The sequence below is a fragment of the Geobacter sulfurreducens PCA genome (assembly GCF_000007985.2).
GTDB lineage: Bacteria > Desulfobacterota > Desulfuromonadia > Geobacterales > Geobacteraceae > Geobacter > Geobacter sulfurreducens.
Map to the genome: position 1 here is coordinate 2,304,678 of NC_002939.5, position 16,539 is coordinate 2,321,216.

At 61.5% G+C, this 16,539-nt stretch carries 9 protein-coding genes; 1 reads left to right on the forward strand and 8 read right to left on the reverse strand.

The annotated features are described in order from the left end of the window. Window positions 1–12: 12 nt before the first annotated feature. From GS_RS10530 to GS_RS10540, 3 genes are all read right to left on the reverse strand, one after another. Window positions 13–891 carry an AAA family ATPase gene (locus GS_RS10530; RefSeq protein WP_010942741.1) on the reverse strand — a complete coding sequence of 293 codons (879 nt, stop codon included), beginning with the start codon at window positions 889–891 and terminating at the stop codon, window positions 13–15. Between the two features lie 17 nt (window positions 892–908). Continuing rightward, window positions 909–2,831, reverse strand: coding sequence for an anaerobic carbon-monoxide dehydrogenase catalytic subunit (gene cooS / locus GS_RS10535; protein ID WP_010942742.1), 1,923 nt, complete (start codon window positions 2,829–2,831; stop codon window positions 909–911). A 132-nt stretch (window positions 2,832–2,963) separates the two neighbouring features. Continuing rightward, the gene (locus tag GS_RS10540; RefSeq protein ID WP_010942743.1) at window positions 2,964–3,662 is read right to left on the reverse strand and encodes a LytTR family transcriptional regulator DNA-binding domain-containing protein; all 699 of its coding nucleotides are present in this window, start codon (window positions 3,660–3,662) and stop codon (window positions 2,964–2,966) included. A gap of 300 nt (window positions 3,663–3,962) precedes the next feature. Here GS_RS10540 and katG point away from each other — a divergent pair, with 300 nt between their 5' ends. Further along, a complete protein-coding gene (gene katG, locus GS_RS10545; RefSeq protein ID WP_010942744.1) occupies window positions 3,963–6,146 on the forward strand; it encodes a catalase/peroxidase HPI in 2,184 nt (727 codons plus the stop codon). A 1,017-nt stretch (window positions 6,147–7,163) separates the two neighbouring features. Here katG and hypD read toward each other — a convergent pair. The 5 genes from hypD to GS_RS10570 all read right to left on the reverse strand — a co-directional run bounded on the left by hypD (window position 7,164) and on the right by GS_RS10570 (window position 16,528). Further along, on the reverse strand, window positions 7,164–9,524 hold the full coding sequence (gene hypD / locus GS_RS10550; protein ID WP_010942746.1) for a trans-4-hydroxy-L-proline dehydratase: 2,361 nt from the start codon (window positions 9,522–9,524) through the stop codon (window positions 7,164–7,166). Window positions 9,525–9,528: 4 nt separating this feature from the next. After that, window positions 9,529–10,425, reverse strand: coding sequence for a glycyl-radical enzyme activating protein (locus GS_RS10555; RefSeq protein ID WP_010942747.1), 897 nt, complete (start codon window positions 10,423–10,425; stop codon window positions 9,529–9,531). Between the two features lie 295 nt (window positions 10,426–10,720). Beyond that, window positions 10,721–11,221 carry a YybH family protein gene (locus tag GS_RS10560; RefSeq protein ID WP_235044871.1) on the reverse strand — a complete coding sequence of 167 codons (501 nt, stop codon included), beginning with the start codon at window positions 11,219–11,221 and terminating at the stop codon, window positions 10,721–10,723. Between the two features lie 670 nt (window positions 11,222–11,891). Then, entirely contained in the window at window positions 11,892–13,922 is a 2,031-nt protein-coding gene (gene brxL / locus GS_RS10565) for a protease Lon-related BREX system protein BrxL (RefSeq protein WP_010942749.1), read from the reverse strand. Window positions 13,923–13,930: 8 nt separating this feature from the next. Then, window positions 13,931–16,528: a PglZ domain-containing protein gene (locus GS_RS10570; protein ID WP_010942750.1), complete on the reverse strand. Its 2,598-nt coding sequence runs from the start codon at window positions 16,526–16,528 to the stop codon at window positions 13,931–13,933. Between the last annotated feature and the right edge of the window lie 11 nt (window positions 16,529–16,539).

Consider the following 16,539-nt stretch of genomic DNA (forward strand, 5'->3'; position numbering starts at 1 on the left):
GGGTCTCCCTCGTCAATGGGCATGGTGATGGTGGCGGGCATGGTCGCGGGGAGAGGCGCAGGGGCACGGCGGGGAGCAGAGCACTGATGCCAGGCGGGTCACTGCCGCCGCGTAGCCGCTGTGGCGGTCGGCCATGATCCGTGCCACGTGGGGGTCCAGAGTCTGCAGGAGCGGTTCCGCCGGCAGTTGTACCACCCTGTCGAAGATATCCGGCAGGCTCTGCCCGGTCTCCCGCTGGAATCGCTCCAGCCGGAGGTCGTCGCCGGTGACCCGGTTCACGGCCAGGTGGACCAGCCCGATGCCGGACTCGCGGGCCAGGGCGGCGGACTGGAGGGCGACGCTCAGGGCGTTGAAGGAGGAATCCGCCACTACCACGCACTGGCCGAACCCCTTGGCAAGGGATCGGCCGAAGTGCTCCATCCCCGCCTGGGTGTCGAGCAGGATCGCCTCGTTCATCCGCAGGGCCAGGTGCCGGATCGTGGCGTCGAGGAGCACGTTCTCGGCGCAGAGGCAACCGCCCCCCGCCTGTTTCACGGTCCCCATCACCAGCAGGCTCAGGTTCTCGGCCACCTTCAGCCCGAGCCGGCTCACCACATCATCCACGTCGGGGTTGAGCTTGAAGAGCGCGCCCCACCCGTTCCGGCCGGGCCTGATCCCGGTCTTCTCCTCGATGTAATCGGCGTGCCGGTTCAGGGGCACGATGCCGGCCGCCTCCTCGTACGGGACGCCGAGGGCGTTGGGCAGGTTCATCTGGGGGTCCTCATCCACGGCGAGGACATGGGTTCCGGCCCCGGCCAGGACCGTGGCGAGGCACGAGGTGAGGGTGGTTTTCCCCACCCCCCCCTTTCCGGTAATCACGACGCGCATTCCGGGCGACTGCGGCTGGCACATGACGACTCCCCTCCCTGTCAGATCCCGAGGGCGGCGCGCCGCTCCATGATGATCTGCTCCATCCGGTCGGCCGTGGCCTTCGGGTCTTCCTCCACGAAGAACCACCCGCCCAGGACATCCTTGGCGTCGCTGGTGAGGATCTTCGTTACCTGCGGTCCGCCCAGGATGGGCGGCAGCGGCCACAGGTGCACGGGAATGCCCGAGCCGACGAAATAGGTGCCGATGGCGACCGCCTTCTCCGTGGTCCATTCGGGCGCGGACCCGACCAGGGGCAGATCGGAAATGTCCACCTGCAGGTGATCCGCCAGGGCCCCGGCCAGGTTGAGCATCCGCGAGCAGTCGACGCACGAGCCCATGTGGAGGACCGGTGGAATCCCCAGCTGGCCGCATACCGCCTGGAGCCCCGGTCCGGCCAGCTCGCGGGCGGGCAGGTCCATGAGCCCCGACTTTGCCGCGGCAATGGCCCAGCAGCCGGTGCCGATCACGAGGATGTCGCGCTTGATCAGCTCCTCGGTCAGGGTGCGGTGGAAGAAATCCTGCTGCACCTTCACGTTGTTGCAGCCGACGATGCCGGCGACCCCCTTGATGGTCCCCGTGACAATCAGGTCGATCAGGGGCTGGGGCGTTCCGCCGAGCGCCTTGAGGATCTCCTCCACGGTGAAGCCGACAATGGCGGTGCTGGTGTGCTGCGGGATGTAGACACGGGCCTTGTTGCGGTTCGGGAAGGCGTCGATGGCGGTCTTGATGATGCGGGTGGCGATGGCGTCGGCCTCGTGCTCTTCGAACTGGATGTGGAGCGCGCCGGGGATCTTGGCCTGTTCGCTCGTGGTGACGAACTTGGTGTGGAAGCAGGAGGCGAGATCGGCCAGGGCCGGGTAGATGCACTGCACGTCCACCACCATGGCGTCGACGGCACCGGTCATGATGGCCAGCTCGCTGTGGGACTCGTTCCCCGCCATGCCGACCCCCTGGCGCAGCAGCACCTCGTTGCCGGTGCAGCAGAGCCCCACCACGTTGACCCGCTTGGCCCCCACGGCCTCGGCCGCGGCGCGACATTCGGGGGACTGGGCCATCTCCACCACCTTGGCCGACAGGATGGGCTCGTGGCCGTGGACCACCACGTTGACGCTCTCCGCCTCCAGCACGCCGAGATTGGCCTTCACCGGCCTGATGATGGGCGAGCCGAGCAGGATGTCCTGCAGCTCGGTGGCGATCAGGGAGCCCCCCCAGCCGTCGGAAAGGGAGCAGCGGACAGATTGGGCCACCAGGGAAAGGGGATCGTGGTCGCAGCCGAAGTGGGTGCGGTGCAGGATGTCAACGGCCTCCCGGTCGATGGCCCGCGGCAGGAGCCCGGTCTTCGCGCCCGTGGTGCGGTAGAGGGTCTCCTCCAGCTCCCGCAGGCGCTGGAACCGCTTCTTGGGCATGTACTTCTCCATGAAGACGATGGGCTCTTCCCCCTGGTTGCCGAAACAGTCGATGGCCACCGCTGCCACGTCGCCGGCTATCTCGGCGGTCGACCGGCCGGCCGTGGGGATGCCCAGGCGCTCCGCAACCGCCGTGAGCTTGTCCGGGTCGGCAATGTGGTAGTCGGTGTTGCTGCCGTTGGCCACCGCCTTGAGGAGCAGCGCCACCTTCCGGCCGTGATCGGAGTGGGAGGAGGAACCAACCGCGGCCATCCGGGCCAAGTTGCGCGCCACCATCGTATCGGCGGTGGCCCCGCAGACCCCGCGGGTGGGGCCGTCGCCGAAGGGGTCGATCCGGCACGGTCCCATGGAGCAGATCCGGCAGCAGGTGCCGAGCTGGCCGTAGCTGCATTGGGGCTGCTGCTGTTCGTAACGCTCCCAGATGGTTGCGTATCCTTCGCGGTCGGCGATACGCAGCATCTCCTTCGCGGCCGGATCGATACTGCGGCTGTCATGACCGTTGCGTGCCTGGTCCATATGCTCCTCCCTCGCGTTGTGCAGGTGTGGTTTTCCTACCTGTAGCCGAAGTGACCATGAAATGCCAGCCGACACTTGCGGAAGGTGTCTGGGACTTGTGAACGGTGGGAAACGGGGAGTGAACCGCCGGCGCTACTTCAGGCCGAGATCCGTCAGGAAGCGCTGCATCTTGTCGCGGCTCACCGGGAGGCGGACTTCGCCCCCACCCGCCGCGACGGTGCACTCGCTGCTTTCCCGGTGGACTTTCCTGACCTTGGCGAGGTTGACCAGGTAGCTGCGGTGGATGCGGTAGAAGATGTCCTCGGAGAGCCGTTTTTCCATGGCCCCCAGGGACAGGTCGCTGTGGAATTCGCCCGCTTCGGTATAGATGAGGGAGTAGATATTGTCCGCCTTCAGGTAGACGATCTCCTCAGGCCTGAGCAGGTGGATGTCGCCGCGGGAAGTGACCGGCACCCGCGTGAGCTTTCGCTCGGCAACGATGAAGGGGGTGATGTCGTAAAACAGGGCGCAGATCTTTTCGCTGGCGGGGTCCCGCTCCGCCACGGTGATCAGCTTGACGAGGAGGTAGCGGTCGTGCCCCTCGCTGGTGATGAACTTGAGGGAAAGAGGGATGTGCCGCTGCGCCTGGCGGGCCAGCCGCAGGGTCTCCTTCACCTTTTCCCGCGCCGCCTCGTCGTGGATATCCAGGAGATCCCCCGCAAAGATGCGCTCACGGGGGATATGCCCGAAAATCATGAACACCATGCTGCTGACGGAGGAAATGGTCAGGTCGTCGTTGAAGATCACGACCCCCGGTTCCATCTGTTCGATCATGGAGAGGATGCGGTTCATGGCGATGCTGCTCCTCGACGGCTGCAGGGTTCCGAGAGGTATATCATCGGCCGCGGGGTCGAGTCAATTCCTCCCCGCGCGGCGTGGCCCCGCCCAAGGCCGACCGGGGCGGCTCCGCAACGATAGAATTCACTAATAGGATTTGTCTGATAAAATGATAACTTCACAATCGACACAGAAAAACACCACGGCACCATCCGGGCGTGACGGAGGATTCTGCTGCCGAGTGACAACCGAAAGGCAAAATCGCCGACGAAGTGAACCACTCCACTATCCCAGGACCATGAAAGGAGCCGATGCATGAGTGCTGACAACGAGAGCAGAACAGGCAGGCGGGCAGCCGGAGGCGGCACGTCGAACCGCCAGTGGTGGCCGAACCAGTTGAACCTTCACATCCTCCACCAGCACTCCGCCCTGAGCAACCCCATGGGCGGGGATTTCAACTACGCGGACGAATTCAGGAAGCTCGACCTGGCCGCCGTGAAGAAGGACCTCCATGCGCTGATGACCGACTCCCAGGAGTGGTGGCCGGCCGACTGGGGCCACTACGGGGGGCTCTTCATCCGGATGGCGTGGCACAGCGCGGGAACCTACCGCATGGGCGACGGCCGGGGCGGGGCAGGCTCCGGCTCCCAGCGCCTGGCCCCCCTCAACAGCTGGCCGGACAACGTCAACCTCGACAAGGCGCGGCGCCTGCTCTGGCCCATCAAGCAGAAATACGGCAGGAAGATCTCCTGGGCCGACCTGATGATCCTGGCCGGCAACTGCGCCCTGGAGTCCATGGGGTTCAGGATCTTCGGCTTCGGCGGCGGCCGCGTGGATGTCTGGGAGCCGGAAGAGGACATCTACTGGGGCAGCGAGGACACCTGGCTCGGCGACAAGCGCTACTCCGGCGACCGGGACCTCGAAAATCCCCTGGCCGCCGTGCAGATGGGCCTGATCTACGTGAACCCGGAGGGGCCCAACGGCGAGCCCGACCCGGTCGCGTCCGGCCGCGACGTCCGCGAGACCTTCGCCCGCATGGCCATGAACGACGAAGAGACCGTCGCCCTTGTCGCGGGCGGCCACACCTTCGGCAAGTGCCATGGCGCCGGCCCGGCGACCCATGTGGGCCCCGAACCGGAAGCCGCGCCCCTCGAAGATCAGGGGCTCGGCTGGAAGAGCACCTTCCGCAGCGGCAAGGGGGGCGACGCCATCGGCAGCGGCCTGGAAGGCGCCTGGAAGCCGAATCCGACCACCTGGGACATGGGCTACCTGAAGGTGCTGTTCAAGTACGAGTGGGAACTGGTCAAGAGCCCGGCCGGCGCCAATCAGTGGCTGGCCAAGGACGTGGCCGACGAGGACATGGTGGTCGACGCGCACGACCCGTCGAAAAAGCGGCGGCCCATGATGACCACGGCTGACCTCTCCCTGCGCTTCGACCCGATCTACGAGCCCATTGCCCGGCGCTACCTGGCGAACCCCGAGGAATTCGCGGACGCCTTTGCCCGGGCCTGGTTCAAGCTGACCCACCGCGACATGGGGCCCCGCTCGCGCTACCTCGGCCCGGACGTGCCCGCGGAAGAACTCATCTGGCAGGACCCGGTCCCGGCGGTCACTCACCAGCTGATCGACCGACAGGACATCGCCGCCCTCAAGGGCACGATCCTGGCGTCCGGCCTGTCCATCGCCGACCTGGTCGCCACGGCCTGGGCCTCGGCATCCACCTTCCGCGGCTCGGACAAGCGCGGCGGAGCCAACGGCGCGCGCATTCGCCTCGCCCCCCAGAAGGATTGGGCGGTCAACCAGCCGGCCCGGCTCGCGACCGTGCTCCAGGCCCTCGAAGGAATCCGGCAGGAGTTCAACAACGCTCAGTCGGGCGGCAAGCAGGTCTCGCTGGCCGACCTGATCGTGCTGGGCGGCTGCGCGGCGGTCGAACAGGCCGCGAAGAAAGCCGGCCACGATGTGACCGTCCCCTTCACCCCGGGCCGCGCCGATGCGTCCCAGGAGCACACCGATGCCGCGTCCTTCACCGTCCTGGAGCCAGTGGCGGACGGGTTCCGCAACTACCAGAAAGCCAAATATGCCGTAACCGCCGAGGAACTGCTGATCGACCGGGCCCAGCTACTGACCCTGACCGCCCCCGAGATGACCGTGCTCATTGGCGGCATGCGCGTCCTGAACGCCAATTACGGCCAGTCCAAGCACGGCGTCTTTACCAGGCAGCCGGAAACGCTCACCAATGACTTCTTCGTGAACCTGCTCGACATGGGCACCGTGTGGCAGCCCACCGCGGCAGACAAGGACCTGTTCGAGGGCCGCGACCGCGTGAGCGGGGAACTCAAATGGACCGGCACCCGGGTCGATCTCATCTTCGGCTCGAACTCCCAGCTCCGGGCCGTGGCGGAGGTCTACGGCTGCGCGGACTCCCAGGAGAAGTTTCTGAATGACTTTGTGGCCGCGTGGAACAAAGTGATGAACCTCGACCGCTTCGACCTGGCCTGACCCTGACAACGCAAAGGGGACGCAGTTGATCGGCGCATCAACTGCGTCCCCTTGAATCAATGTAGTCAACCCATTCGGCATCGGCCGACGGCCGTGTCACCCCGGTAAGTAGAGAAGTTTTAGGCCAACAGGACTACCGTCCCAGAACAACCAAAGGAAATTAAAGGCAAATAAATTTATCACTGTCTTTCCCGGCTTTCTCACAGGGCGAAAAACCGCTCAGACCATTCAATTAAGACGTTAGGCGTCAAATTGCGAGGTAGTGCATTGCGAGAGTTCCGCTTTGCGGTCGGTTCAAAGGACGGTCTGCGTTCAACCGTGTGGAAGTGCTGGGTCCAGGGGGCCGAGGCCTACATTACTGGACGGCTGTTCGGCAACGAGATGAAGATCTCGCTGCATTCTTCTGGGGAGTGTCAATGGTCCTGCACGGACATATGGGTCCGACGAGACCCAAGCCGCAGAAACGCCGATCGGCATATCGCCAAGTGGCATGTGACCTACCCACAAGACAACAACGCGATATTAGCCTTTCGCGTCGCAGTTCCTGTATCAGAGCTTCGTTCGGAGCCTATTACATCGAGCCAGAAAAAGGCATTCTGGATAGGGAACGCACCGGTCGGATCGACTGTTGAATTTTGCTTCTATTTCACTCGACAACTTGATTACCCGCCACCCACTGATGGCAACCCTGCGCTTCGGCACATTGCATCCCTCAAGTTGCGCGACGGGCGCTGGTTAGTCGTCTTTGTTTGGTTGCGGTCTCTTTCAGCTAGTGACATTGCCGCCGCTCGAGATGCGGCGGTAGCGCAAGCACGCGCAGATGGAATACAAGTTTGTGCAGAACACCGCCTAGCACTGTTTGCCTTGCCGACTGCCGAAACATCGGCGGCAGTGCTCGAAGTCTGTGCGACTGCTACCTAACCTTTCGGTTGACTCCATCCCCACCCTATCCTCTCAACCGCCACAACTCCTACCCATCAGAAACCACGGCACGCCAGAACCAACAAACAGCCGACATCAGAGACTATCATGCTCGGTACGCGTGATGATCTCGTCCTGCAGTTCCCGCGACAGGTCGCAGAAGTAGTCGCTGTAGCCCGCCACGCGCACGATCAGGTCGCGGTGGGCATCGGGGTCGGCCTGGGCGGCGCGGAGCGTGTCGGCGCGCACGACGTTGAACTGGACGTGGTGCCCGTCCATGCGGAAATAGCTCCGCACGAGGCTGGCCATTGTGCTGATCCCCTGCTCCCCTTCCACGAGGGAGGGGGCAAACTTCATGTTGAGCAGGGTGCCGCCGGTTCTGATGTGGTCCATCTTGCCGGCCGATTTGATGACCGCGGTCGGCCCGGAGCGATCCGCCCCCTGGACCGGGGAGATACCCTCCGAGAGCGGGGTGCCGGCCCGGCGCCCGTCCGGGGTTGCGCCGGTGACCGAGCCGAAGTAGACGTGACAGGTGGTGGGGAGCATCTCGATCCGGTACTGCCCACCCTTGCTGTTGGGCCGGCCATCGACGGTCCTGAAGAAGCTCTCGAAGACCCGGCGCATAAGGTCGTCGGCGTAGTCGTCGTCGTTGCCGTATTTGCTGGTCCTGTTGAGCAGGCGCTGGCGTAGCGGCTCCTGCCCCGCAAAATCGGCGTCAAGTGCGGCCACCAGGTCCGGCAGCGCAATGTGGCCGGAGTCGTAGACCAGCGCCTTGATGGCGGACAGTGAGTCGGTGATGCTGCCGATCCCCACGCCCTGGATGAAGGTGTTGTTGTAGCGCGCCCCGCCGGCGTTGTAGTCCCTGCCGGTTGCGATGCAGTCGTCGATCAGCACCGACAGGAACGGCGCCGGCATGAGGCGGCAGTAGATTTGTTCGATCAGCTGGTTGCCCGCCATCTTGATCTCGATGAAATGCCGCAGCTGCGCCTCGAAGGCGGCGTAGAGGTCGTCGAAGGAGGCAAAACCGGAGGGATCGCCGCTGGCCGGGCCCAGCTGCCTGCCGGTGCGAGGGTCGACGCCGTTGTGCAGGGCCAGTTCCAGGAGCTTCACCAGGTTGAAGTAGCCGGTCAGGATGTAGGCCTCTTTGCCGAACGCCCCCACCTCGACGCAGCCGCTGCAGCCGCCGGCCCGGGCGTCCACCAGGCTCTTGCCCTGGCGCAACTGCTCCTCCACCACGCTGTCGGCGTTGAAGATGGAAGGAAAGCCGTACCCGTTCCTGATGACACGCAGGGCATGGCTCAGGAAGGCGTCGGGAGACTTGCGGGAGAGCTGGATGTTGCTGCTGGGCTGGAGCAGGTGCATCTCGTCGATGATGTCGAGCAGGAGGTGGGACACCTCGTTGGAGCCGTCGGAACCGTCGGGCAGCAGACCGCCCAGGTTGATGTTGGCGAAATCGGTGTAGGTGCCGCTCTCGGCGGCGGTGACTCCCACCTTGGGGGGGGCCGGGTGGTTGTTGAACTTGACGAAGAAGCATTCCAGCAGCTCCCGCGCCGCATCCCGCGACAGGGAGCCGTGGGCCAGACCCTGCTCGTAGAACGGCAGCAGGTGCTGGTCCAGGTGGCCGGGGCTCATGGCGTCCCACCCGTTCAGCTCGGTGATGATTGCCAGGTGGCAGAACCAGTAGGCCTGGAGCGCTTCGTGGAAGTCGCGCGGCGCATGGGCCGGCACATGGCGGCAGACCTCGGCGATGCGCTCAAGTTCCCGCTTCCGGTGCGGATCCGTCTCCCGCGCCGCCATCTCGTCGGCCAGGCCGGCATGCCGCTCGGCAAAGAGGATGGCCGCGTCGCAGGAAATGGCCATGGCCCTGAGCTGCTCGCGCTTCTCCCAGGCCGCGCCGTCCTGCACGAAGTCGAGCCGCCCGATCTCCCGGGCAATGTCGGCCTTGAAATCCAGCAGGCCGCGCCGGAAGGGCTTCTCGTCCAGGACCGTGTGACCCGGGGCGCGCTGTTCCATGAATTCGGTGAAGATGCCTGCGGCGTACGCCTCGTGCCATTCCGGGGCCAGTTCGCCGAACATCTTGTCCCGCAGGGAGCGCCCCCGCCAGTAGGGGATCACCGTTTCCTCGTAGGCGGCGAGGCACTCGGCGGAAACGGCATAGCTCGTCAGGGGACGCGAATCGAGAATACGCAGGTCTTCCAGGCTGTGACAGGTCAGTTCGGGATAGGTGGGGACCGCCTTGGGTTCAGGACCCCGCTCGCCCACGACCAGTTCGCCCTCCCCGATCCAGATGGTCTTATGACGGCAGATATGGAGGAACGACAGGGCGCGCATCACCGGCACCGAGTATTTCCCCTCGTTTTCCCGGTAAAATTCGGTCAGCAGCAGCGCCCGTTCGGCGGAAATGGCGGGGCGTGCCTCCAGGCTCCTGCGGCGCAGTTCCCGTGTGCGCTCGGTCATATCTCTATCCTCCTATGATGGTGGTCAGTCCTGCGGCGCGGAATATCCGCACCAGTTCTTCCATCCGCTCCCTGCTGGGGGTAGCGATTGCGTCATCAGCCCCTGCCCTGCCCAGCTGGCGGAGTTTGCCGTGCCAGGTGCGGTGATAGGGGAGCAGGTTCACCTGGCGCACCCCCGGCGTTCGTGCCGCCAGGGCGGCGGTGGCTTCCAGGTTGGCGCGGTCGTCGTTGACGCCGGGAATGATCGGGATGCGGATCCAGATGGTATCGTGCACCGCGCCGAGCGCCGCCAGGTTGTCCAGTACCATCCGGTTGTCCAGCCCAACCACGGCCCGGTGCCGTTCGGCATCCATCAGCTTCAGGTCGTAGAGGATCAGGTCGGCGGCAGTGGCGACCTCCAGGAACTGATCCCGCGGGGCAAATCCGCCGGTATCAACCGCCGTCCGGATGCCCCGCTCCCGGCAGCCGGCCAGGAGCGCCTTGAGGAAACCGGGCTGGCACAGGGGCTCGCCGCCGGAAAAGGTTGCGCCGCCGCCCGACTCCTCGTAGAAGATCCGGTCCTTCAGCAGCGCGGCAAGCACGTCGGCCACGGTCATCTCGGTGCCGGCCAGGCGACGCGCGCCGGTGGGACAGGCATCCGCGCACCGGCCGCAGATCAGGCAGGCCGCCTCGCGCCCCTGCCCGCGGCCCGCGGTCCCGTGCGGGCAGGCCCGGGCACATTCGCCGCAGGAGAGGCAGCGCCCTTCCACCAGGGTCATCTCCGGGGCCGGCGCCTGGCTTTCCGGGTTGTGGCACCACCAGCAACTGGCCGGGCACCCCTTCAGAAACACGGTCGTGCGGATACCGGGGCCATCGGAGATGGAATATTTCTGGATATTGAAGACAATGCCCCGATCGATCATCGAGTATCCTTGGCCGGACAGATGCGGCTACGCTCCCCGGTTCGGGGCGAACTTGAAGGATTACACGGCCGGGAGAGACGCAGAAAGCTGAATGATAGCCGAATTATCATTTTATTTCAGCAGGTAACCGTGCCATACGCACAAAGGGTTATGACATCAAGCCATAACCCTTTGGATTCATGGATACTCTTAAGAGGAGAAGTGCTGCGGTGCTCCCCTTTGACCGGCCCCCCTGCCCGCTCATCGCGGATGCCCCTGCACTCCCGTCATTGGCACTGTCCGCCGATGAACCGCCCTAGTGCGAAGAGGGAAACGACCAGTGAAGATGCGCCAGTTCCCACCGCCCATCTCGAAGCTGCCATCCTTGCGTTTCGGTTCCCCGGATACCGAAAAACCGCCCCTGCCTCTTGCCTTTGATAGAGAAGTTCCGGGTAATGATGGCCATCCGTTCTGACTCCATAACCCGAATATCACTGTACGTGGCGGCCAGCTCCTGAAACGACGACAACTCCGGCCCCAGGTGGTTTGTCAGCACATCATCCCTGCCGCGGTTCTGCGTGCCTTGTTCATACATCACGATATCGGGAGCAAACAATTGCTTCAGGGCATCGACATTTCTCGACTGGAAGGCGTGATCGAACTCGCCAAGCGCTTTACGCAACGCCTCTGAGAGGCGTTCTATAGAATTTGAGGCGACTCCTTCTTTTGACGAATCGTTAGCACTTGCTTGCTTATCATAACCATACACGGTGCCGTTCAACGAGATTTCGGCCACAATACACCCGAGCAGCATCATAGTTGTCAGTGATACTATTGACTTAGCCCTGATACTCATAACATTCATACACGCACCTCCCCTAATGTGTTTACCAGCTCTGAATTGACAATTTATACCATGGAGCACATCCGCACGGTGAAATAACCGATAACCCCCCACATTACGTGCAGTTGTATGCGCTCAACCGCAGCTTGCCCCCACTGCCGTTACGGAACAACTCCTGCACCAGCGGCAACAGAGACAGATATCCAATTTTCAGCGCTTAAGATGCGGGATTGACGGAACGAGGACGCGGAACACATCTTCCGGTGTTTCGGTAGGGATTTCGTTTTCCCCCGGAAAAGCAAATCCCCGATACCGTATGGATACAGTACCGGGGACAGTTTCGCGAACAACCTCGTAACCATCTGAGATCGTTAGATCTTTTTGGAGCGGGAAACGGGATTCGAAGCCACAGAAAACAGAAGCTGATCAACACAGGGTATTTATAATATTTATACAATATTAGCTACTTGCAACTCACTTTTCGGTTGATTTTCGTTTGCAAACATTCAACTGAAGACACTATCTCACAAACATTTGGTCAAAGTTTGGTCAAAGGTTTTAACACAACCTATTCTCCGCTCTAACTGGCCATAGCGCATGTGGCTTCGTATCGCGCAATTATCCTGACAAGCAAAGCCGCCTCTCAAGATAAGTTCAACGCCTTCGCAGCAGCAGTCTGGGGGTCAGAGAAAAACACAGGGTCAACCTTTTCCACGATCTCCCCGGATACTTCTAGGAAGTTGCGCTTGTTCTCAAGAGGAATGAGTGCCCGCTTTGCGCCGTTTTCCATTGCGATCTGAAGCGGTTCCGACAGAGAAGAGACCCCCTTTATGTTCCCTTGGATACTCAGGTCACCAAGGATCACCATTCCCGGGGCAACCTGGGTTTTCTTTATGGCCGATATGATGGCTATGATGAAGGCAATACCGGCTTCGCAACCTACCCGGTTGGTAAGAAGATCGATGGCTTCGACATGGAAGTCCGTTGTATCGAAAATACTCGCTATCCCCATCGGAACCTTGTGTCCCTGAAGGAATCCGAAAGCGCGAGTAATGGATTCCTTCATCGTTGACTCCACGCCACCGGCAAGCTTCAATTTGCCGGTGCCGGCTGAGACACCCACTTCGATCCGATAGAGACCTACCTTGCCATCAGCATTGACGGATGCCGCATAAACGGAGCCGGGTGCCAGCGGGTCAGTGGATATCAGGGCACGGCCACCTTCCTCGGGGACGCCGATGTAGCGTTCCTCCGTGCTCTCGTTGTCACGGTATGAGAAGGATGTCTGGTGGTACTCGAAGGAGCCCATCTTCTTGAGTTGTTCCTTCACCCGCCGCCGGCCCTCCATGGCGATGTCGACGGTCTCGGCCAGTTCGTCTTTAGTGAACTCACCATGAGGATAGAGCAGCTTGACGAGGCCAGACACCGTCTTGCGTACGGCCTTCACATCCCGGGCGTTCAGGTGGGCGCCGAACGAGAAATATCGGTCGCTGACTTCAGTAAAGTTATGCCGGCGCAGTTCCCGCAGGGCCTCGGCAAGGTAGTCCACGACGAAGCCGTAATGCTGGGTGAAATACTCGATCCGCATCTTGGGGATTTCCCAGCCGGGGATGTAATAGTGAATCCGGTCCAGGAACGCCATGTCTTCCCTGACAATCTCCGGCAAAGGGATGAAGAGGTGTGAGGACTTCACCATCGTCTCCACAGGCTGGTTGGTGTTCCCGAACAGCGCAATGGATGCCATGCCGGAGAGCGACTCCTTGCCACGGGCGAACGACCCGGACTCGCAGTACGTCTTCATCGTGGTTACGACTTCCTTGGGCATCTTCTCCAGATCGGCCACCTCATCAAAAGCCACCGCATCCCACAATCCCACAAGCCCCATCTTATTGGTGGATATGTTGAAGAACAGGTTTGCCACGGTCGTCGGGCCGGTCATCAGAATGGCGTAGGGGCTCAACTCCTGATAAGCGTAGGACTTGCCGGTGCCGCGCGGTCCAAGCTCGACAAGGTTGTAGTTGGCCTCGCACAGCGGAATGAGCCGTATCAGAAACAGCAGCTTCAGCCGCCGCGTGAAATGCTCCGGCTCCATGCCGACGCTGCGGATCAGCATATCCACCCACTCTTCGGACGTGAACTGCCGACGTCCTTCTTGGTAAGCGTTTAAGTCGAAGGTGGCCAACTGAATAGGGGTGATGCTTTCAATCCAGAAGGGACTCCGGCGCCCCTTGGCCTCCTCGTCGTACTGGTGCCGGATCTCCATCTGCGCCCAGACACCGCCCATGAGCAGCCGATCGTACTCCCGTATGTAGCGTTCCGGAATATGCAGGTACTTGTGGCCGAAGTTGACGCATTCCGCCCAGTATTTGTCATCCTCTGCAAGGTAGCGGACCTTCACCTTGTCGATAAAGGTATGGCGCCCCTTCTCTCGGACCAGTGCTTGAGCCTTGTTCGCCTCCTCGGGGCGGACAAAATTTTCGGCGAGGGTGTTGTTCACCACCCGAAGTCCCGCTTCCATTGCCGCCTCGTCGTCCGTGGCGCAGTATTTTCCCAGAAGGTATTCGAGGACAAATACCGGCACGTTGGCCCCGACCTTGACCTTGCGCACCAGGTCCTTGCGCACCACCTTGCCGGAGAATACATCGACCAGCTTCTGGTCTAGAACATCGTTCATGGTAACTCCTATATTGCCAGTTCGACCGGCACTCCAGTCAATGAGGCAAGCAGCAGCTGGGACTCACAATCAACGGCACGGATTTCGATATGCTCAAGCTTTTTGGTTTCTGAGATCATAATCGTGACGGAATTGGGCTTCCCATAGTCCACAACTATCTCCCGCGAGCCTTCCTCAAATCCATAGGCAGCCATAGCCGTATGACCAACCTCATCCTTGCCGGAAAGAATTTCCAGACGGACCCGTTTCGCCACGTCCGTGAAAAGCCCTTCCGCCTCCAGACTCACTGTGACTGAGAAGAAGCGATTCGTGATCTTGGGTTTGGCCAGTTGAAGTTTCAGATTAACCGTGATAACAGCAGATCGTTTTGGAGCCTTCGCCGTCAGCCGGCACACCGGGATGATCTGCTCCTGCAAGGACGCGCCGCCGTGGAAATACGAGCAACCGCCACCCGGGACCTTGAAGATTCCCAGGCCCTTGGGAAATGCCAGCTCAAGGGGACCGCCCAGCTCAAGGTCGCTTGCATTGACCCGGAAGAAGCCATCCGCAGCAACGCCACCCTGTCCGATCCAGACCCGGTCATGAAGAGCTATCGTTTTGCCGCCCGGCGGATCCATCTTCAGCCCAGATTCAAGCGCTTCGGCAAAGATGAAGCCATGGTCTGCGGCAATGACAAGTTCCATTATCCCCGCCTGGACAAGGTTACGCAGTCCCCGGCGCAACTTTTCGAGCACCTCGTCCATGTAGAGACGGGTTTCCTCATCTTCCCCCCCCTCTTCACCATGCCGGTCGATCTCCTGAGAGGTCACGATGACCAGTTGTGCCTCTGCCAGCTCCCTTTTCCGTTTCGGCGTCAAGCGCACAATATCGCCGAGCTTGAATACCTTGGTCGGTGAATCACTTTTCTCCTGAAACCAGGTCACGCGGGCCGAACGATCATTCACCGTCTCTCCCTGTACACAGACGCGCATCCGCCCCCCGACAGCTTCGAGCGCGAGCCCGTTCTCAGCTGCGGGAAGAAGGGCTGCCATTCCCACGGAAGTTATGCCGGGCAACTGCCCCAGTGCCGGTTCGAGATGTACCGTAAAATCCGCACTCAGGCCCTCGCAGAGTTCATCGGCCATTTCGTACCGTAGGGCGTCAACCAGAAAATAGGCCACTTTGCCACCATCTTTGAGGAGCGGCGCCACGGCATTCCTGAATGTTTGTGACTGTTGGTCGAATCCCGCAGGGGTAAATCCTTCCCTCTCCAATGCCCCGCTGTACGCTTCCGCCAGCACCGCCAGGGTGTTCGCATACTCGACCCGGCATTGGTGCATCAATTCATCCATGCCAGCATCATCAGTAGAACCGAAGGTTTCGCAGCGGACATAGCGGCTTTCCAGGTGACGCGCATAACGATCCAAGAGCATCCACGGCTCACCATGACGCGTATAAGCCGTTATCAGTTCTTCGGCAGTAAATTTGCGCCGTTTCAGAGCATCGCAAATCAAGCCTGATACTTGGAGCAGCCTGGCCGCCACCTCAACGAGGGACCAACGCAGACTGATTTCGGGATAGACACGGCTCCAGAAAGAGGCTCTGCGCTCCTTGGCCAGAGCCAGCGGCGAGTCTGTGTCCCTCTGGGCCAAGTTGTTTCTTGCGGACAGCAACAGACGGTATTCGATGAAGGGAAATGTTTCGAGACCACGAAGCGCTTCTGTTGGAAAAACCGCCTTATCCAGCTGCGTCATTGCCTGGACGTTTTCGGCAGTCTCGCGGTAGGCTTCTTGGAGATCCAGGCGCTGCCGCCAGACATTCAGAACATGACGGATCGTGTCGAACTGGACTGGTTTCCGGGGGAGAGCAATGGTAGATAACGAGGGAGGAAAACCCTCTTCCGGTAGTCCCTGGATCAACTCGCACAGGAGCAGATGCCGGCGGATGGCCGTTCGCAGTTCCGTCGCCGTTGGTATCAGCTCGACATCCAGCCCAAGCTCTTCGCGGGCCACGACAGCCAGCTCGCTTAGGCTGTGCTTTTTCTCAAGCTTCACATCGAACTCATTCCCGGCCAAGAAGGAAAGGATCACATCCACCGGCGATGCTGCGCCGAATATGAGTTTGAGTGCCCCGGTGGTTACTGTACCCGCCTCCTCGGCCATCTGGTCGAGTTCCGCAAGTGTCAGCAAACCTTCTTCGGTCTGGCGTGCCACATGGGCCGCCTTTTCCGGGGCTACTCCGTTGAAGACCTGTTCAACCAGGCTAGAAAGCCGCGAATTACGATCCGCTGTCGGCGCGCCAGGCTCAACCACCGCTCCGACCGATTCAGCCTCGATGAGGGCAAAACCTGTTTCACTCCGTGACTTCGGGACATAGACAATCAGCTTGGGTGGCACGCCGCAATCGTCCTGGGGGCGGCCGTCTTCGGTGACGAACTCCAGGAACTGCTCCATCCGCTCCCGTAAGGGGAAGAAGCCATTTTCATAACACAGTACGGTCGTCTCCGGAATTTGCAGGCGTTTTGCCAAGCCGTCATAGACCTTCTCCGAGTCGTACCAGACGACGATCCCCCGCTCTTTGACTTGGCGGTTCAGCAATTCACAAACCTTGTCGGAAACCTTACCCATGCTCTCTGCCT